Source organism: Cocleimonas sp. KMM 6892, assembly GCF_035798195.1.
Lineage (GTDB): Bacteria > Pseudomonadota > Gammaproteobacteria > Thiotrichales > Thiotrichaceae > Cocleimonas > Cocleimonas flava.
In genome coordinates, this window is the sequence record NZ_JAPFBV010000002.1 from 425284 (window position 1) to 445078 (window position 19795).

Genomic DNA, 19795 nt, shown 5'->3' on the forward strand with positions numbered 1-19795 from the left:
GGAGAGTTAAATTTATGAGACATATAATTTCACTATTAATGGAAAATGAAGCAGGCGCATTATCTCGCGTATCTGGTTTGTTTTCACAACGTGGTTACAATATCGAATCTTTGACTGTTGCCGCAACGGATGATCCAACACTTTCTCGAATGACCGTCGTAACGAAAGGTAATGACGCGTCTATCGAACAAATCGTCAAACAACTAAACAAGTTGATTGATGTGGTCAAAGTGATGGAGTTATCTGATTATTCTCACATCGAGCGTGAAATGATGTTTGTTAAAGTCGTTGCTAAAGAAATGGAGTCATGTGAGTCTATTAAGCGTCTTTCAGATATTTTCCGTGGTCGTATCATCGATGTTAGTAATCATATGTATACGATCGAAATAACAGGTAATCCCCTTAAGCTAGATGGCTTCCTGGATTCTATGAGAGTTCATAAAATAGTAGAAGTCGTTCGTTCTGGTGCAATGGGAATTCCACGAGGAAATGCCTCTCTAACAGTGTAGTTTTTATTTCTATAAACTACATTTAATAAAGAACATAACTGATTAATTAGAAAGAACTAATTAGCGTTATTTAATTATCAAAGTAATATACTTTAAGGAAATTTTAAAATGAATATTTTTTACGATAAAGACTGTGATCTTTCTATTATTCAAGGCTTAAAAGTAGCCATCATCGGTTTTGGTTCACAAGGCCATGCTCACGCTGCTAACCTTAAAGATTCTGGTGTTGATGTCACTGTTGGTCTTCGTCCTGGTTCTTCATCTATTGCTAAAGCTGAAGGTTACGGCCTGAAAACTGCTGACGTACCAACGGCAGTTGCTGAAGCAGACGTAGTCATGATTTTGACTCCAGATGAGTTCCAGTCTGAATTATACCGTGACGAAATTGAGCCAAACATCAAGCAAGGCGCAGTTCTTGCATTTGCACATGGTTTTGCTGTTCTATTTAATCAGGTTGTTCCACGTAAAGATCTTGATGTAATCATGATTGCTCCTAAGGCACCAGGACATACTGTACGTTCTGAGTTTGTTCGTGGTGGTGGTGTTCCAGATTTAATCGCTGTTGAGCAAGATGCTTCTGGTAAGGCAAAAGATATCGCATTATCTTATGCATCAGGTGTTGGTGGAGGCCGTACAGGTATCATCGAAACAACGTTCCGTGACGAGTGTGAAACTGACCTATTTGGTGAGCAAGCAGTTCTTTGTGGTGGTGCAGTAGAGTTAGTTAAAGCAGGTTACGAAACACTAGTAGACGCTGGTTACGAGCCTGAAATGGCATACTTCGAATGTCTTCACGAGCTCAAGCTTATTGTTGATTTAATGTTCGAAGGCGGAATCGCGAACATGAACTACTCAATCTCTAATAACGCTGAGTACGGTGAGTATGTAACAGGACCACGTGTTATCAATGATGAGTCTCGTGCAGCAATGAAAGAGGCACTACATAACATCCAGACGGGTGAGTACGCGAAGCAGTTTATTGCTGAAGGTGCGAGCAACTACCCATCAATGTCAGGCTACCGTCGTAAGAATGCAGAGCATGGTATCGAGGTTGTAGGTGCTAAGTTGCGTTCTATGATGCCTTGGATTACAGAAAATAAAATCGTTGATCAAGAAAAGAACTAATTAGAGCATTCATCTTTCGCTTAATCTCTGCGTTGTATCTGTGCTCGAATGGTCACGTACTTGATGTACGCTCACATTCTCCGCACAGCTACGCCTTGATATTAAACGAAATCTAAACGCACTAAATATTCTTTCATAAGATTATTAAAAGCCTGGCAATTGCTGGGCTTTTTTTCGTTTGTGGATCAGAAAAAAGACACCCCCGTACTTATAGCCAGTTTTTTTAGATTATTATTTTCGGGTTATTCCCTCAGGCATAGTATCCGCAGAGCGCATTGCTTTTGATTTTAGAATTTCGGGGTTTTGTAGATAAGATGTTAGAAATCCCATTGAGTCTTGACCAAAAAACAATTCTTCATCAACAACAAAAGTAGGGACACCAAAAATACCTAAATCAACGGCTTGTTGTGTATTGCTCATTAACTGATCTTTGATGTGTTGTTGTGAGATTTTTGAATCTATATCACTGATGCTAAAATCAATCGCTAGTTTCTCCCAGTTGCTGGCATCCACAGCAGATTGACCATCCTTCCAAATGAATTCAAAGATTGTCTCTATCGATTTCAAATCGGTTTCTAATAACAAACTTAACCGCAGGTACTTTAATGGATTGAAAGGATGTGCAGGCGGAAGTGTGAGAGGGATCTGATATTGTTCGGCTAGCCAAACAATATGCCGAAAGGTATATTGGCGCATGCGTTCAATTTCAGCAGGTCCTTTGGTGTCGTAGTGATTGAGTAATCCCGCAAATAAAATTGGGATGGGATTGATTTCAATATCATTAGGTAACGTATTGAAACGCTTTAATGCCAAATACGCGAAGGGTGAAATAAAGTCGAAATACCAGTCTATTTTTTTCATGACAAAATATTAGCAGTTTTCAATGATAGTAATGGTATTGATTTTAATTTTTAGCCACCCCCCTACTTATGGGCACTTTTTTGCAGAGTTGTTTTTATAGCTGTTCTGTCTAAGCCTTAAATTAACCCATGACACACATAATGATGCTTTATGAATTGGTTATTTATGAAATTGCATTCACTGCATTTTAGCGTTTAAAAGGCATTTCTAATAAGCCTTTTAAACCACTTTCGCCACCCGGATATTCTTTTAAACCAATTGTCATGGCATCGTGTCCATCTTTAGGTTGTGCGATATAGCTACCAAAGATGCGATCCCAGATAGACATATTAAATCCGTAATTACTGTTTGTTTCGTTACCGTAAACAGAGTGATGAACACGATGCATATCAGGTGTAACAAAGATTAATCGTAGAATATTATCAGCAGGTATTCGTGCATTGCTGTGATTAAACATAGCCATGCCGTTCAAGATAATTTCAAAAATAATCACGGTCGCTGCGCTTAAACCAAACATCCAGATCGCCGCAAACTTAATCAACATTGAAAGAAATATTTCAATCGGATGAAAGCGTATCGCGGAAGTGACATCTAGCGTTTCATCACTATGGTGTACGCGATGTAAGCGCCATAATATAGGGACTTTATGGAAGATACGATGTTGCCAATAGATCAGGCAATCCAAAAGGATGACGCCAATAATCAAAGGCAGACTAAATCCGAAAAGTGCAAGATCGTTATCCGCAATATACAGCGCGAAGGCTGCGGCGGAAAACGGTAGAGTTAACCTTATCAGCAACGTAGAGACCACCATCATCAAGGCATGGCTGGTCCAACGTTTAGCTTTTTCTTGTAGTGGTTTTTGATAAGCACGTCTAGGCTTAACAACTTGCCATACAATCATGATGGCAAGAATACTAAAGAAAGCGAACAGCCGAATTTGCGGCTCGTTCGCGATAAGGTCATTCATGAATTAGCCTCTGCGCCATGTGTGGAATTTTTCAACCCATACAAGAAGTTTCTCAGGTGCATTCTTACGCTTCCAGTCACCTGCAACGTATTTGTTTGCTTCTGCCATGGTTGGGTATATATGAATGGTTCCGAGTATCTTATTTAAACCCAGTTTATATTTCATGGCTAATACAAATTCTGCAATTAAACTACTGCTGTCCTTGCCGACAATGGTTACGCCAAGAATCGTGTCTTTTCCTGGAGGAGTAAGCACCTTAACAAAACCATGATCAGCACTATCAGCAATGGCACGGTCAAGATCATCAATACCATAAGTCGTTACTTCGTATTCTATGCCTTTTTCTTTTGCTTCTTGTTCGTTTAATCCGACTCGAGAAACCTCAGGGTCGGTAAAGGTTGCCCATGGGATGACACGATAATCAACCTTAAAGCGTTTAGCAAAGCCAAACAGCGCATTGACGCTGGCAAACCATGCCATGTGAGCGGCGGTGTGTGTAAACTGGTAAGGTCCAGTCACATCGCCAACCACATGAATATTCGGATAATTAGTCTCGAGGAATTGATTCGCTGTAATAGTTCCATTCTTGTTTATTTCAACGCCAAGTTCTTCCAGACCAAATCCAGTGATATTGGCTTTTCGTCCTATTGCAATAAGCAATTTATCGAAGGGTACTTCAACGATTTCATCGTTATGTTTACAAAGCAATATATCCTGACCGTCTTTCTGTATGACTTCTACAGCATCATGTTGCGTTAGCACTTGTACTTTATCTTCATTGAAGCTTTCGAGGACTAACTCTGAAACATCTTCATCTTCACGAATCAAAATGCGTTCTTCGCGTTCAATCATCGTTACATTAGAACCAAGGCGAGCAAACGCTTGCGTTAATTCAGCGCCAATTGGGCCGCCACCAAGTACAATGAATCTTTCAGGTAGTTCTTCCAGATCCCAAAGTGTATCACTGGTTAAATAATCAACACTCTCAAGTCCCGGGATATTGGGTACAAAGGGTCTGGCACCTGTACCAATTATGATATTACGAGTGGTTAGTACTTCGCCGTTCACTTCAACTCTGTAAGGGTCGATGATTTTAGCCTCGCCTTGAATCACGTTTACCCCTAATTCTGTGTAACGTTCTACAGAATCATGTGGTTCAATCTTACGGATAACATTGTGAACACGATTCATCACCGATTTGAAATCGACTTCGGCATCCATTTTCTCAATACCGTATTGAGGTGCATGTTGCGCTTCAGAGAGTAATTTGGCAGTACGAATAATGGCTTTACTTGGTACACAACCTGTATTTAGGCAATCACCGCCCATCTTGTGTTTTTCAATCAAGGTTACTTTGGCTTTTACTGCTGCAGCGATGTAGGAAGAAACCAGTCCACCAGCGCCTGCACCAATCACAATCAGGTTATTGTCGAATTTTTCTGGCTTATCAATGTTAGCGTAAACTTTGTTCGCACGAAGTTTATCCATGACTTTACGCGCAGCAAGCGGGAATAAACCTAATACTGCGAAGGCAAAGATTAGACCTGGAGAAAGAATACCTGATAGGGAATCAATTTTTGCTAATTGTGTTCCTGCAAATACATAGGCAATTGTTCCAGCGAGCATTCCAACCTGACTAACCAAAGCAAAGGTCAACGTTGGTATTTTGGTGAGTCCCATTACGATATTAATTAAGAAGAAAGGGAATATCGGAACAAGGCGCATGGCAAATAAGTAGAAAGGACCTTCTTTTTCGATACCTGCATTTACTGACTTTAATTTTTCAGTGTAACGCGACTCCATGGTGTCTTGTAATAAATACCTGGTTGCGAGGAAAGCTAAGGTTGCGCCTAAGGTGCTCGCAAATGAAACCATGATCGTTCCTGTGACTAAGCCGAATAACGTACCCGCCAGAATAGTCATGATGGCAGCGCCGGGTAAACTTAATGCAGCAATGACAACATAAGTGACAAAGAAGATTAATAAAGTAAGAAATGTATTATCAGCGTAGAACGCTTGAAAGGCTGATTGCTGTGATTTGATATAATCAAGCGACAGGTATTGCTTCAAATCAAAAAGAAAGAACGCAGCTATAATGCTGACTATCAGTGCGACAATTATAATTTTTTTATTCATGGTTTTATTTACGTGGTTAGTTAATTTACATCTCTTTACGCAACTGAATGTAAGGTGGATGCGTAAGTAATAATGTTCATTCTTATACTCAGCCTGAAAAACACATGAGTGAGTCTGAAAACGTTAAGATTTGATTTTTATAAACAAGGATAAAAATGATAGGAGATACATCATTGATGTTAAAACAGATAATCCAAGTATTCACTCTAGCACTGATCAGTGGCAATGCAATAGCTGCTGATAAAGTTCCTGTTGGAGATTTTTCTGCTGGCAACCTTTCAGGGTGGGAGCAAAAATCATTCAGTGGAACTACTAGTTACAACATTGTTAGTGATTCTGGACGAAAAGCATTAAAAGCAAGCAGCAATAAAACCGCTTCCGGCTTGGTCAGGAAAATAAAAGTCGATTTAAATAAAACGCCTTTTCTTAACTGGAGTTGGAAAGTAGATGGTCAACTCAAGGGATTAAATGAACAGAGTAAAGCCGGCGATGATTATGCTGCCCGTGTATACGTCATTATTGATGGAGGACTTTTTCCCTGGAACTCTAAAGCATTGAATTATGTCTGGTCGAGTAACCAAAACCGCGGAGCGTCGTGGGGCAATGCGTATCTGCCTAAAAACGCAAAGATGACAGCTGTAAGAGGTCAACAGGATCGTGCTGGTGTTTGGCAAAAAGAAAAACGGAATGTAAAGCAGGACTTCAAAACGCTTTATGGCAAAAATCTCACGAAAATAGATGCCGTAGCCGTCATGACAGACACCGATAACGGCAAGGGACAAGTTACAGCGGTATATGGAGATATTTTCTTTACGGCGCAATGAGCTAAGCCGAATTTATTACACAGGTTAAAATTTAATAAGGTGAATGGTTAATAAAACCATTCACCTTTGAAGTATTTATCAGCAGTGCTAATTTAAAATTAGCTTTTGAATTTGGCATAAACAGGTGACAGAACTTTAAACACCAGTACCAGTAAACCACCGGCCAGAATTCCAAATAAACCATTTAATAGAGTCGGTGTAATTGCTGACCAAAAACCACCCAGTGGTAATGTTTTAAGTGATTCGCTAAAGTGTAAGAAACCTTCGCCAATATCATGAAAGCCATGTACCAAAATACCACCGCCCACTAAAAACATCGCTGCTGTGCCGACAATGGTTAGCGTTTTCATTAAAATGGGGGCGAAAACCAAAATCCATCTACCGATAGTGCGCTTGACACTTCCCCACATGGTTTTTGCTTTTTCTTTGATTAAATGAAGACCGACGTCGTCCATTCTCACAATGCCTGCTACCAGACCATAGACAGCGATCGTAATAAATAAAGCAATACCTGATACCACTAATGATTGAATCAGGAATGATTGATCTTTAACGGTTCCTAAGGCGATCACTACTATTTCTGCGGATAAAATAAAGTCAGTCCTTATCGCGCCACTGATTTTATCTTTCTCGAATTCGACCATATCAACTTCTGGGTTTTGAATCGCTTTGATTTGTTCTTTATGGTGTTGTTCGTTTTCATCGGATGAATGCAGGAATTTATGGGCTATCTTTTCAAAACCTTCATAACATAAGAATGCACCACCTAACATAAGTAGAGGGGTGATTAACCAAGGAATAAACGCACTGATGGCTAATGCAGCAGGGACTAATATCAGTTTGTTTTTAAACGATCCTTTGGCTACAGCCCAAACTACAGGAATCTCACGGTCAGCTTTTATTCCGGATACTTGCTCTGCATTTAATGCCAGATCATCACCAAGCACCCCGGCTGTTTTCTTAACGGCTACCTTGCTCATCGCCGCGACATCATCCAGTACCGTTGCGATATCATCTAACAACATTAATAAACTGCCAGCAGCCATATATTCGTCCTAATCTCTAAAATTAATTTTGGATAATATCATTAAATACTATTTTTTCGTGCTGATTAGTCTAAGTCTTGTAATTTTATTTACGCATATCTTATTTAATTATAAGAAGTTAAATGACTTTAGACTTATCGTTAATCTGCTTTTAGTCTGATAAATATGATGCGGATAAAAATATACCTCAAAGTAGGGGGGTGCCTAACAACTCAATCGTAAGGTTAACTATTCATTGAAATTGTAAAATCCAGGTGGCAATTTCTCGCGCTTTTCTGCGCTAAATGCTACCCTTCGTTTCTTTTAAAATTAAACAGATTGATATCATGATAGTTACTCGTTTTCCTCCAAGTCCTACTGGTGATCTACATATAGGTGGTGCTCGCACTGCATTATATTCCTGGCTTTATGCACGACAGAATAACGGTAAGTTTATTCTGCGTATTGAGGATACGGATCTGGAACGTAATTCACAAAAGTCGATTGACGCTATTCTCGATGGCATGAATTGGCTGGGTCTGGATTATGATGAGGGACCGATTTTTCAAACTGATCGTTTTGATCGCTACAAAGAAGTGATTCAACAATTGCTGGATGAAGGCAAGGCGTATCGCTGTGATTGCAGTCCTGAAGAATTAGACGCAGTACGCGAACAACAACGCGCGAATAAAGAAAAGCCTAAGTACAACGGTAAATGTCGTCACCGTACTGATGTGCCTGTCGAAGGTTCTGTGGTTCGTTTTAAAAACCCACTGGAAGGCGATGTGGTGATTCACGATTTGGTTAAAGGCGATATCGTCATTAATAACCGCGAGCTGGATGACCTGATTTTAGCGCGCCCTAATGGCGTACCTACCTACAATTTAACCGTTGTCGTGGATGATATGGATATGGGTATGACTCATGTCATTCGTGGCGATGACCATATCAACAATACGCCTCGTCAAATCAATCTGTTCGAAGCTTTGGGTGCCAAATTACCTGCATTCGCACACGTGTCTATGATACTGGGTGATGATGGTAAACGTTTATCAAAACGTCATGGTGCGGTTGGTGTAATGCAATACCGTGATGACGGATTCATTCCTCAAGCCTTATTAAATTATCTATTGCGTTTAGGTTGGTCTCACGAAGACCAGGAAATTTTCAGTCGTGAAGAAATGATTAACCTATTCAAAATAGAAGACGTGAATGTTGCCCCTTCTACTTTTAATACGAAAAAATTAATCTGGGTAAACGAGCAATATATACAGACTTTACCGGCAGAAGAAATCGCGACACATTTGCAATGGCATTTGGATGACCAAAACCTCGATACATCGAATGGTCCTGCTATTACAGATGTGATTGATGCGCACCGTGAACGAGCAAAAACATTAAAAGAACTGGCGCACAATATTCGTTATTACTACGAAGATTTTGAAGAGTTTGATGCGAATGCTACTAAGAAGCACTTTAAGACAGCAACGCCTGGTATTTTACAAAACTTATTAGATAAGTTTTCTGCCGTAGAAAACTGGAATGTTGAAAGTATAGATGCAGTAATTAAAAATACCTGTGAAGAATTAGAGCTAGGTATGGGTAAAGTTGGTCCTGCATTGCGTGTTGCTGTAACTGGTGTGGCTATGTCTCCTTCGCTTGATGTTACGCTTAATTTAATCGGTAAAGAGCGCACCTTGGAAAGAATGGAAAAGGCAGTTGCATTTGCTACTGCTAAGTATGCTGATTAATAGTTTCGTACTTTTACGTCTAAAAAACTAACAACTAAAAATAACAATAAAAAACAGGCTATAAGTAGGGGGGTGCCATTAATGCATCCTCCTATTTTCTTTCCTATCTGCTCTCCTTTCTACTCTCCTATTTACTCCCCTATCTACTCCCCTATCTACTAATACATATTTATAACAGCTTGAAACAAGGTTCTAATGAAGTCCTAACTGCCATTCTAAAAGCACACGTGAGGACAATATGTTACGACTAAATGTGTTAACCTTAAAATTTCTAGCTCTTCTGTTTCTGTTATCTTCACTGCTCATTAGTCATTCTTTATTTGCAGCGTCTGATTTAACACTAAAAAAAGTCACTGAAAATGTCTATGCAATCGTTGGGGAGTTGAGCAATCGTAGTCCCACCAACCTTGGCAATAATGCAACCTTTGGCGTCGTCGTAACCAGCGAAGGTGTGGTGCTCATTGATTCAGGCGCAACTTATAAAGGTGCGGAGAGAATTCATGCTGTCATCAAAAGCATCACAGACAAACCGATAGTGAGGGTGATTAATTCAGGTGGACAAGATCATCGCTGGCTAGGTAATGGTTACTTTAAAGCACTGGGTGCAAAAATCATTGCGAGCAATGAGGCAGTAGAAGATCAGAAAAACAGAACACAGGATCAATTTTTTGGTCTGGGGAATCTCGTCGGCGATGAAGGCTTAAAAGGAACTGAGGCAGTATATGCTGATACGACTTTTGATAGCGAATTAACGTTTGATCTTGGCGGCACACGCTTTGAAATTACCCATGCTGGGCAGGCACATACGCCGGGAGATAGCTTTATCTGGTTGCCGCAACATAAGGTTATGTTCACGGGGGACATTGTGTATATAAAGCGCATGCTAGGCGTGGGAAGCCAATCTAACAGTAAAAGCTGGATTGATGTGTATAAAGCGATGGCCGCTTATAAGCCAGAACATATTATCCCGGGTCATGGTGATCCCACGACATTGGCAATTGCAAATAAAGACAGTTACGAGTATCTGGTTTTTTTGCGCGAAGCCGTTGCTGAATTTCTCGACAATGATGGCGATATTTCTGATATTAGTTCCATTGATCAATCAGCGTATAAATACCTGCTTAATTTTGATTCTCTGTCAGGAAGAAATGCCCAGCAGGTATTTACTGAGATGGAGTTTGAATAACTAGTTATATTCAAGCCATTTAGCCCTTTTTATCAACGTTCTGCCATCTTTTCATTTTTCATGGATAAATCTATGTTAGATTTATTGCATATATAAGTTTTATTAGTAACTATTTATGTCTCGGCTAAAAGCGTTAATCGTTGTAGTTTTTTTCATTTCACTCGTTTCATCATCAAATACTTTTGCTGATGAGAAGCTGCGTGTTTCGGCGATAAATTGGCCTCCTTATTTCATCTATGATGAGCATTCAGAAGCATCAGGTATCGTTTCTGATGTGTTAGCTGAAGTTAAGAAACGTCTTAATGTTGAGCTCGAAATAATCAAACTTCCACAAAAAAGAATGGTGACGTATTTCAGAAGTGGAGAACTGGATATTGACCCAACATCATCTAAAGTTTGGAGAGAAGCTGATAAAGATGTTTCGTTATATACAATCCCTTATTTAAAAGTCCAAAAAGTAATTTTTGTTAAGCATTCAACAGAAATCACGGGTGATTATATAAATGATTTTCAGGGAAAAACCTTGGGTAGTATCTTAGGTTACCATCATAATTTTTTTGTGGGTAAAGCTTTTGATGATCAGTTGGTTGATAGAAAGGATAGTCGCAGTCACGATATAAATTTAAAGTTACTCAAGGCAGACCGTATTGATGGTTTAATCATAGAACGTCAGGCTGCAAAATACTGGATTAGTCAACTTAATGATGATATCGATGCCTATAAGGAAGCCTATGATGCAGGACCAGCAATTGATATTTCGATGCGTATACATAAAAGTCAGGCTGCTTTATTGCCTAAATTAAATCGAGTTTTGACAGAAATGATTGCGGAAGGGTTTATCAAAAATGCGGTTGCAATTCACACTAAAACCCCTAAAGCCTATATTATTTCAGAAAATGATTTAGCGGATTAGTTCTAGATGATTAAGTCCACATCTATCTGTCTGACTTAACCTTAGTCTTGCCTGGCCTTGGTATTAACTCTGGATTTGGCGAAATCCTTATCTAAAGGTAGTCGAGATATCACGTAAAAAGAGGGAATAGTTGCAATCATTACCCAGATAAAAAAGTGTGGGTAACCCAACTGTTCCTGAATCCAGCCACTGAACATACCAGGTATCATCATTCCCATCGCCATAAATCCTGTGGCTATGGCGTAATGTGCGGTTTTGAAACTTCCTTCAGCAATATAGATTAAATACATCATGAAAGCGGTAAAACCAAAACCGTAACCAAATTGCTCTATCGCTACCAGTATATGAATCACTATCGAGTTTTCTGGTTGTACGTAGGCCAGGTAAATATAAGCAAGGTCTGGCAAATTGATAGCTAAAGCCATCCACCAAATCCATGCTTTTAGTCCATGTCTGGAAACTAAAATACCGCCAAGAATACCGCCGATAACCAACGCAGAAACACCGACAGTGCCGTAAATGAAGCCAACGGCTTCGGTACTTAGCCCAAGACCACCTGCGCTTCTATCATCGAGCATAAATAAGCTCGCGACCTTTCCCAGCTGTGCTTCACCGAGTCTGTATAAAAGGATAAAGGCAATAAATACTACAACGTGTTGTTTCTGAAAAAAGCCTTTAAATACGAGTAAATAAGAAGTGAAAGGAGATTCTGAACTTATTTGTCGCGGTTGTTTGTTTTCTTTGGGAAGTACTAAAGCATGATAAATAGATACACCCACTAATATGCAGGCCAACAAAGCCATGGTGATCTGCCATGCCGTTTTTACATCATAAATATTTTCCAGCTTACCTGCTAAAATTACGATTAAACCTTGTCCGGTTATCATTGCGATGCGGTAGAAAGTTGAGCGAATTCCAACGAAAAACGCTTGCTGACCTTTGTCCAGTACTTGCATATAGAAGCCATCAGCTGCGATATCATGAGTGGCAGAACTAAAGGCGAGTAACCAGAAAATCACCAGCGAATAGAGTAAGTAATTTTCTAACGGCAAAGTGAGTGCTATACCGGCAAGACCAGCACCCAGTAATAGTTGCATGCTGATAACCCAAAAGCGTTTGGTGCGGTAAATATCTACGAACGGACTCCATAGCGGTTTTATTACCCAGGGTAAATAAAACCAGGCGGTATAAAAAGCGATTTCGCTATTGCTTAAGCCAAAGCTTTTATACATAAATGTGGAAAGTACAACAATCGCGAAATAAGGCAGTCCTTCGGTAAAATATAGCGTTGGAATCCAGTACCAAGGCCTGAGAGTAGATTCAGTTGGTTTCAACGGTGTCGGCATTAATGAGTCCCCGGTTTATCTTTTAATTATTCTTATGCGTAGCTTTTTATTCGTGTCTATTGTTCTATCCAGAGTATCATTAGTACTTGTTGTTAAACAAATACAAAAAAAGCCTCCAAAGTAGGGGGGTGCCTTTAGAAATCACAAGACTATTCCTTATAGGGTAAATTATGCCGCATTGTATTATCGAACATTCAAACGATGTTCTAACACGTGTAACTCAGCAACAGCTGATAGATTCAGTATTAACCGGTGCTAAAAAGTCATCGTTATTTGAGCTTGATCACATTAAATTACGTACACACGCTTATGAGTATTATCAAAAAGGTGATGTGAAACAGGCAGGGTTTATTCATGTAACCGTTAGAATATTGCAAGGAAGAACAGTCGAGCAACGACAAGATTTGTCTGAAAAAGTATTACAGGAGTTTGATCATTTAAGCTTAACCGCTGTAACTATTACGGTAGAAATTGTAGAGATGGAAACTGCAAGTTATGCGAAAAAAGTCATTTGATATTTATGACGAATTTTCTTGGATTTTACGTGGCATGCTTTATAGCTAACTAGCGCGCGGTTAACTCTCTCTACTGACTTCCACGTCAGGAGTACCATCACTTGAAACAGTGGCTTTGATTAAGATGGGCTGGCAACACACTTCGCAATCTTCCACGTATTCTTGAGAACTCACAGAACAGTCTATGGTTATTTCAAACATTTCCCAGCAGTAGGGGCATTGAATGGTTTTAGCTTCTAATCCGTTCATGATCTTTATCCTTTTTATAGGTAAGTGTAGCTCAAGTTTAGAATTATTTTAAATCGGCTCTACATATACCCAGCGATTTTTATGGCGTTTAAACAGACTGTTTTCATGATGCTCGAACAATTCATTGCCAACTTTGTATGTGGCTATAAACTCAACGGTCCCCAATACATCATCAACGCCACCTTTGCTTGTTGATAATACTTTTAAGCCAATAAACTGTTGCGTATTACCGTCTCTTAAACTTTGTAAAGTAGGTCGGGTTGTCTCATCCCACGTTCGAAATATGTACTGAGTAAGATCTAAAACATAAGCACTATATCGAGAACGCATTAACGCTTCTGCTGTTGCTGCGTGTATTTTACCTTTATGAAATTTCCCACAGCAAACAGTGTAATTTAGGTCAGTTCCACAAGGGCAAAGCTTTGATAATTTACTCATTGTTAGTGCTATGGCTTAGCGAAATGGGTTAGTGCAATGTTTAAGGGGTGAGGTTTGCATTAAATTCACCGTCTTTCAATGTGACTGTAATTGTCTTCACATCCTTCGTTTGCTTTACCGATGTAATTAAATCATTTGTGTCTTTATTTTTGACAATGGCATAACCGCGATCTAACGTTTTTAAAGGACTGATATTATCTAAGGTTGTCATTTGCAATTGGAACAGCGATCTAGATTTAGTTAATTTGGTCTGCATGCTTTGATAAAGTCGAGACTGTAAATGATCTACTTGTTGTTTTTGTTGCTGTATCTTTTTATGCGGTAATGTCGCTCTTAGTCTGGTATCCAGATAGGTGATACGTGCTTTCTTCTGTTCCAAAAGCTTATTGAGTTGTTGGTGCAGACGAGATTCAACTTCATCGAGTCTCTGGTATTGTTGTTGAATCTTTTGTGATGGTTTCTGTAACGCTAATCGTGATTGCAACCAGCTTAAATGCTGTTGCCGAGATGAGATTTCTCGTTTCATTCGTTCTTCTAACCACAACGTGGTTTGCATCACATCGGTATACAACTGATTTCGGTCAGGTGTGATGAGTTCAGCGGCCGCAGAAGGCGTAGGAGCACGTAAATCCGCGACAAAGTCTGCTATGGTAAAATCGATTTCGTGTCCTACACCACACACAATAGGTGTGTTGGCGTTATAGATTGCCTTGGCGACATTCTCTTCGTTGAAAGACCATAAGTCTTCAATCGAACCGCCACCTCTGGCAAGAATTATTACGTCACATTTGTTATCAGTATCTGCTCTACGGATGGCGGTTTCAATCTCAAGTTTAGAAGCCTCTCCCTGTACCGCAACAGGGTATATCAAAATAGGGGTTTGAGGGCTGCGTCGTTGTAATACGTTTAAAATGTCACGGATTGCAGCACCAGTGGGTGAGGTAATGATACCGATGCGCTTTGGGTATTCAGGAAGGTCTTTTTTATGCTCATCCGCGAATAAGCCAGCCGTCGATAACTTTTGCTTTAATTGCTCGAACTGCTTTTGTAGTTGACCTACACCTGCATCTTCCATGTGTTCGGCGATAAACTGATAATCTCCGCGGGGCTCATATAATCCGACTCTGCCTCTGACCAAAACCTTCATGCCGTTTTCTGGTTTAATGCTAAGTTTCATATTTCTATTACGAAACATGGCAGAACGTATCTGGGATTTCTTGTCTTTGAGGGTAAAGTATAAATGCCCTGAAGATGGACGAACCAGATTAGATATTTCACCTTCAACCCAGAGTAATGGGAAACCACGAGTTAATAGCTGATTAACCTCAGCATTGAGTTCGGCAACGCTTAAAATCGTGCGGTTATTGGTTAGCATTTATGGTTGGCAATACATAAGATATTTAAAGGAAAATTAAAAACGTGGACCAGCATTTTTAGCAATGGCTGCCTGTTTTCTAACAGCAGGTAGTTGGTCAATAATAATGTTGGCCAGTTCGATGGCTTTTTTATCCTTTCCTTCTTTCGCTGCAGCTTCTGCTTTTTTTATTATTTTACCCGTGTCACGCCATTCAAAACCTAAACTTGCTGCTTCTTTTTGTGCTGCTTTTGCTTGCTTGATAGCATCGTCTACTTCTGTAGCGAGTAGCTCTGTTGCAAAGGCAAAAGTAAATGCGATTAGCATTATTTTAATTCTCAACCACTTCACCCATTTATATGTCGATTACAAACCGATTTAGTATGCGATTATTTAGGTATTGGAGCAACGAGTTTATTTTCGAATATTTAGCGTTTTTAGTGCGATACCAGTTTACCTTATAAAGGTCAATGACTATAATCAGGCGCTTATATTTTTAAAAGCTCTGAATAATTTTTCAGGGCTTTTTTTGAATTTAAGTTTTAATTTTACGTTTATACCCAAACGTTAGAAAGCTACCCGGTTTCTATTAAGCTTAAATCTGACCATAAACCCCAATAAAAATCGGATGTATCCTATGAGAATACTTGAAGAAGCACTTACATTTGATGATGTACTTCTAGTGCCTGCACATTCTAATGTGTTACCTGCAGAGGTAGATTTAAGTACAAATCTTACGAAAAAAATCGTATTAAACATACCGATGCTTTCAGCCGCAATGGACACCGTTACCGAAGCTAAACTTGCAATTGCATTAGCTCAGGAAGGTGGTCTAGGTATTGTGCATAAAAATATGTCAATTGATGCTCAGGCTAAGATCATCTCAACTGTTAAACGATTTGAAAGTGGAATCATCAAAGAACCAATTACAATTACAGAAAATGTGTCTGTTGGCGATGTTATGGCGCTGACTGCAAAACACAGAATCTCTGGCGTACCCGTCGTGGCAAACGGCGATGATTTAGTAGGAATCGTCACCAGTCGTGATTTGCGCTTCGAGACAAATCTTGAACAACCAGTATCAGCAATCATGACGCCTAAAGATAAATTAATTACCGTATCTGAAGGCGCCAGCAAAGGTGAAATTAAAAAGATACTTCACACACATCGTATCGAAAAAGTTTTAGTGGTTAATGACAGCTTTAAATTACGTGGCTTGATTACGGTAAAAGATATTCAAAAATCGAAAGATTTCCCCAACGCCTGTAAAGACAGCTCAGGTAGTTTACGTGTTGGTGCTGCGGTTGGAACAGGCCATGGAACAGAAGCTCGTGTCAAAGCACTTGTTGAAGCAGGTGTCGATGTACTGATTGTTGATACAGCACACGGCCATTCACAAGGTGTTCTTGATCGTGTGAAATGGGTAAAAGAATCATTTCCTGAAGTGCAGGTGATTGGTGGCAATATCGCTACCGGTGCAGCTGCATTAGCTCTCGTTGAAGCGGGCGCAGATGCTGTAAAAGTAGGTATTGGTCCGGGTTCAATCTGTACTACGCGTATGATTGCCGGTGTTGGCGTACCTCAAATAACAGCAATCATGAATGTTGCAAAAGCCCTTAAAGGCATGGAAATTCCATTAATCGCTGACGGTGGTATTCGCTTTTCCGGTGATATCGCAAAATCACTCGCAGCTGGCGCTAACTGTGTGATGCTAGGTGGAATGTTCGCGGGTACTGATGAAGCACCTGGTGAAATCATTATCTATCAAGGGCGTTCTTACAAATCTTATCGTGGTATGGGTTCTCTGGCAGCAATGGCAGATGGTTCAAGTGATCGTTACTTCCAGGAATCAGAGAATGCGGCAGATAAACTGGTACCAGAAGGGATTGAAGGACAGGTTCCTTACAAAGGTCCACTATCACCGATTATCCATCAATTAACGGGCGGTATTCGTTCGAGCATGGGATACGTTGGCTGTAAAGATTTAAAAGAAATGCGTAACAAGCCTGAGTTTGTGCGTATTACGGGTGCTGGTATGAAGGAGTCGCATGTGCATGATGTGACGATTACCAAAGAGGCTCCAAACTACCATTCGTAATTGATTAGCTCACTACTAGTACTTGCCATTTCGGTGTTGGGCGAATGTTCATTTACAAACTGTAAACTTCACATTCACCCGTCTTGAACTGACAAGTACTAGCAGCAATCTAACCATTACGAAAATAGTGTTAAGTATTTTCCTAAGTGTTTTACCGTTTCTCGTTAAACTTAAAACAGATTTAAACTCATTCAACAAAGTCTATTTCCTATGACCAATAATATTCATACAGACCGCATTTTAATTCTCGATTTTGGTGCTCAATACACTCAGTTAATTGCTCGTCGAATACGTGAAGTTGGGGTGTATTGTGAAATTTACCCATGGGATGTTAGCGATCAGGATGTGATAGATTTTGGTGCGAAGGGCATTATTCTTTCAGGTGGCCCGGAATCTACGATTGCTGAGAATGCGCCTGTTGCGCCTCAAGCAGTTTATGATCTTGGTGTTCCAGTGTTAGGTATTTGCTACGGCATGCAGACCATGGCGATGAATTTTGGCGGTAAGGTCGAAAGAGCGGATCATCAGGAATATGGCTATGCACAGGTTCGTGCTCGTGGTCATACGGCACTATTCAAAGATATTCAGGATGAAGTGAATGCAGAAGGCCACGGTTTATTAGATGTGTGGATGTCACATGGTGATCATGTGGTAGAGATACCTGAATCGTTTAAATTAATGGCGAGTACATCAAATGCGCCGATTGCGGGTATTGCGAATGAAGAGAAGCAATTCTATGGCATTCAGTTCCATCCCGAGGTTACACACACTAAACAAGGTGGCGCAATTTTAGAACGCTTTGCCTGTACCATTTGTGGTTGCGCAAAGTTATGGACGCCTCTGAATATTATCGAAGATAGTATTGAAAATGTGAGAAAACAGGTGGGTGACGAAGAAGTAGTCCTCGGTTTATCTGGTGGCGTGGATTCTTCGGTGGTTGCTGCGATGTTACATAAAGCAATCGGAAAACAACTCACTTGTGTATTTGTTGATACGGGTTTACTTCGTTTGAACGAAGGCGATCAAGTAATGGATATGTTTGCTGAGCACATGGGTGTGAAAGTCATTCGTGTCGATGCAGAACAACGTTATCTGGATGCGCTTGAAGGCAAGACTGATCCTGAAGAAAAACGTAAGATTATTGGAAATATGTTTGTTGAAATCTTCGATGAAGAATCAGCAAAATTAACCAATGCCAAGTGGCTGGCACAGGGAACCATCTATCCTGATGTGATTGAATCTGCGGGTAGTAAAACGGGTAAAGCACATCTAATTAAATCACACCATAATGTAGGTGGTTTGCCAGAAGATATGAAGTTAGGTTTGGTAGAGCCACTGCGTGAATTATTTAAAGATGAAGTTCGCACCATTGGTGTTGAACTAGGATTGCCAGAAGAAATGGTGCGACGTCATCCTTTCCCGGGTCCTGGTTTAGGGGTTCGTATTCTGGGTGAAGTGAGAAAGCAGTATGCTGATATCTTGCGTCTTGCCGATAATATCTTCATAGAAGAACTATACAAACACGATCTTTATCACAAAACCTCACAAGCATTTGCGGTGTTCCTGCCAGTTAAATCTGTAGGTGTAACCGGCGATGGTCGCCGTTATGATTATGTGATTGCATTAAGAGCGGTTGAAACCATCGACTTTATGACAGCTCGTTGGGCACATTTGCCTTATGAGTTTTTAGGACTGGTATCTAACCGCATTATTAATGAGATCGAGAATGTGTCGCGTGTAACCTATGACATCTCAGGAAAGCCGCCAGCAACCATTGAATGGGAATAATTTTTACTCCACAGTGCACTCTTATAACTTACCATTTCTTCGATGGGAAAACAGTTACTTACGTTAGTAAGCGCCTATTTCCCCGTCTTGAAATGATAAGTTCTAGAAGCACCCTGAGTAGTAAAAAAAACACAAATTATTTCTATGTCTGTTGAAAAAACGCCTATAAGTGGGGGGGTGACCTCTATTTCTGATGAAGATGTTATTATTCATCAGAAATGGATGAAACACGCGCTTATGTTGGCAGAACGCTCTCGTGATGAGGGTGAGGTTCCTGTCGGTGCTTTGATTGTCAAAGATGGCGAATTGATTGCTGAAGGCTGGAATCGACCTATTGAAACCCACGATGCGACCGCACATGCTGAGATTATGGCGATTCGTGAAGCGGGTCGCGTATTAAATAATTATCGTCTACCTGATACCCAAATATATGTCACCCTCGAGCCTTGTACAATGTGTGCCGGGGCAATTGTTCATGCGCGCATAGGTCAATTGTTTTTTGGTGCGCCAGATCCGCGAACAGGTACTGCAGGTAGTGCTATCGATTTATTCTCCCAGACTTATCATAATCATCAGGTTGCTGTAACTGGTGGTATTATGCAGGATGAGTGTGGTGATATTTTACGCGCATTCTTTAAAGCGAGACGTAAATAGCGCGTTGCTATTGACGTTTAGACTCGTATGAAAAAGTTGTTAAACGAGTCAGT

At 40.2% G+C, this 19795-nt stretch carries 19 protein-coding genes; 10 read left to right on the forward strand and 9 right to left on the reverse strand.

Annotated features, from left to right (window positions below; all coding sequences use genetic code 11):
• The first annotated feature begins 14 nt into the window (after positions 1-14).
• Both ilvN and ilvC read left to right on the forward strand, forming a co-directional pair.
• Entirely contained in the window at positions 15-509 is a 495-nt protein-coding gene (ilvN, locus tag OO007_RS07550) for an acetolactate synthase small subunit (RefSeq protein ID WP_131905367.1), read from the forward strand.
• A 108-nt stretch (positions 510-617) separates the two neighbouring features.
• Positions 618-1634 (forward strand): ketol-acid reductoisomerase, encoded by a 1017-nt coding sequence (gene ilvC, locus OO007_RS07555; RefSeq protein WP_131905366.1) that lies wholly within the window; start codon positions 618-620, stop codon positions 1632-1634.
• Positions 1635-1865: 231 nt separating this feature from the next.
• Here ilvC and OO007_RS07560 read toward each other — a convergent pair whose 3' ends face one another.
• From OO007_RS07560 to OO007_RS07570, 3 genes are all read right to left on the reverse strand, one after another.
• Positions 1866-2495 (reverse strand): 2-hydroxychromene-2-carboxylate isomerase, encoded by a 630-nt coding sequence (locus tag OO007_RS07560; protein ID WP_325808340.1) that lies wholly within the window; start codon positions 2493-2495, stop codon positions 1866-1868.
• Between the two features lie 187 nt (positions 2496-2682).
• A complete protein-coding gene (locus OO007_RS07565) occupies positions 2683-3465 on the reverse strand; it encodes a sterol desaturase family protein (RefSeq protein ID WP_325808341.1) in 783 nt (260 codons plus the stop codon).
• A gap of 3 nt (positions 3466-3468) precedes the next feature.
• On the reverse strand, positions 3469-5601 hold the full coding sequence (locus OO007_RS07570; RefSeq protein WP_325808342.1) for an FAD-dependent oxidoreductase: 2133 nt from the start codon (positions 5599-5601) through the stop codon (positions 3469-3471).
• A gap of 176 nt (positions 5602-5777) precedes the next feature.
• Here OO007_RS07570 and OO007_RS07575 point away from each other — a divergent pair, with 176 nt between their 5' ends.
• Positions 5778-6425, forward strand: coding sequence for a DUF3047 domain-containing protein (locus OO007_RS07575; protein ID WP_131905362.1), 648 nt, complete (start codon positions 5778-5780; stop codon positions 6423-6425).
• A 98-nt stretch (positions 6426-6523) separates the two neighbouring features.
• On the opposite strand, the gene OO007_RS07580 is transcribed toward OO007_RS07575, so the two are convergent.
• Positions 6524-7471, reverse strand: a complete 948-nt coding sequence (locus tag OO007_RS07580; protein ID WP_131905361.1) for a DUF808 domain-containing protein — start codon at positions 7469-7471, stop codon at positions 6524-6526.
• A gap of 326 nt (positions 7472-7797) precedes the next feature.
• Between OO007_RS07580 and gltX the strand changes: the two genes are divergently transcribed.
• From gltX to OO007_RS07595, 3 genes are all read left to right on the forward strand, one after another.
• Entirely contained in the window at positions 7798-9201 is a 1404-nt protein-coding gene (gltX, locus tag OO007_RS07585; RefSeq protein WP_442784333.1) for a glutamate--tRNA ligase, read from the forward strand.
• A 238-nt stretch (positions 9202-9439) separates the two neighbouring features.
• Positions 9440-10387, forward strand: a complete 948-nt coding sequence (locus tag OO007_RS07590; protein WP_325808343.1) for an MBL fold metallo-hydrolase — start codon at positions 9440-9442, stop codon at positions 10385-10387.
• Between the two features lie 115 nt (positions 10388-10502).
• Entirely contained in the window at positions 10503-11300 is a 798-nt protein-coding gene (locus OO007_RS07595; protein ID WP_325808344.1) for a substrate-binding periplasmic protein, read from the forward strand.
• Between the two features lie 41 nt (positions 11301-11341).
• Here OO007_RS07595 and OO007_RS07600 read toward each other — a convergent pair whose 3' ends face one another.
• On the reverse strand, positions 11342-12646 hold the full coding sequence (locus OO007_RS07600; protein ID WP_325808345.1) for an MFS transporter: 1305 nt from the start codon (positions 12644-12646) through the stop codon (positions 11342-11344).
• A gap of 170 nt (positions 12647-12816) precedes the next feature.
• Between OO007_RS07600 and OO007_RS07605 the strand changes: the two genes are divergently transcribed.
• Positions 12817-13161 carry a 5-carboxymethyl-2-hydroxymuconate Delta-isomerase gene (locus OO007_RS07605; RefSeq protein WP_325808346.1) on the forward strand — a complete coding sequence of 115 codons (345 nt, stop codon included), beginning with the start codon at positions 12817-12819 and terminating at the stop codon, positions 13159-13161.
• A gap of 60 nt (positions 13162-13221) precedes the next feature.
• On the opposite strand, the gene OO007_RS07610 is transcribed toward OO007_RS07605, so the two are convergent.
• The 4 genes from OO007_RS07610 to OO007_RS07625 are packed head-to-tail and all read right to left on the reverse strand — an operon-like array spanning position 13222 to position 15544.
• Complete coding sequence (locus OO007_RS07610) at positions 13222-13410, reverse strand: CPXCG motif-containing cysteine-rich protein (protein ID WP_325808347.1); 189 nt, start codon at positions 13408-13410, stop codon at positions 13222-13224.
• A 48-nt stretch (positions 13411-13458) separates the two neighbouring features.
• A complete protein-coding gene (locus tag OO007_RS07615) occupies positions 13459-13848 on the reverse strand; it encodes a YchJ family protein (RefSeq protein WP_325808348.1) in 390 nt (129 codons plus the stop codon).
• Between the two features lie 40 nt (positions 13849-13888).
• Positions 13889-15223 (reverse strand): exodeoxyribonuclease VII large subunit, encoded by a 1335-nt coding sequence (gene xseA, locus OO007_RS07620; protein ID WP_325808349.1) that lies wholly within the window; start codon positions 15221-15223, stop codon positions 13889-13891.
• A 36-nt stretch (positions 15224-15259) separates the two neighbouring features.
• Positions 15260-15544 (reverse strand): hypothetical protein, encoded by a 285-nt coding sequence (locus OO007_RS07625; RefSeq protein ID WP_325808350.1) that lies wholly within the window; start codon positions 15542-15544, stop codon positions 15260-15262.
• A gap of 295 nt (positions 15545-15839) precedes the next feature.
• Between OO007_RS07625 and guaB the strand changes: the two genes are divergently transcribed.
• The 3 genes from guaB (at position 15840) to tadA (ending at position 19742) form a co-directional block, all read left to right on the forward strand.
• On the forward strand, positions 15840-17300 hold the full coding sequence (gene guaB, locus OO007_RS07630; protein WP_131905352.1) for an IMP dehydrogenase: 1461 nt from the start codon (positions 15840-15842) through the stop codon (positions 17298-17300).
• A gap of 210 nt (positions 17301-17510) precedes the next feature.
• Positions 17511-19088: a glutamine-hydrolyzing GMP synthase gene (gene guaA / locus OO007_RS07635; protein ID WP_325808351.1), complete on the forward strand. Its 1578-nt coding sequence runs from the start codon at positions 17511-17513 to the stop codon at positions 19086-19088.
• Positions 19089-19232: 144 nt separating this feature from the next.
• The gene (gene tadA / locus OO007_RS07640) at positions 19233-19742 is read left to right on the forward strand and encodes a tRNA adenosine(34) deaminase TadA (RefSeq protein WP_325808352.1); all 510 of its coding nucleotides are present in this window, start codon (positions 19233-19235) and stop codon (positions 19740-19742) included.
• Positions 19743-19795 lie beyond the last annotated feature (53 nt).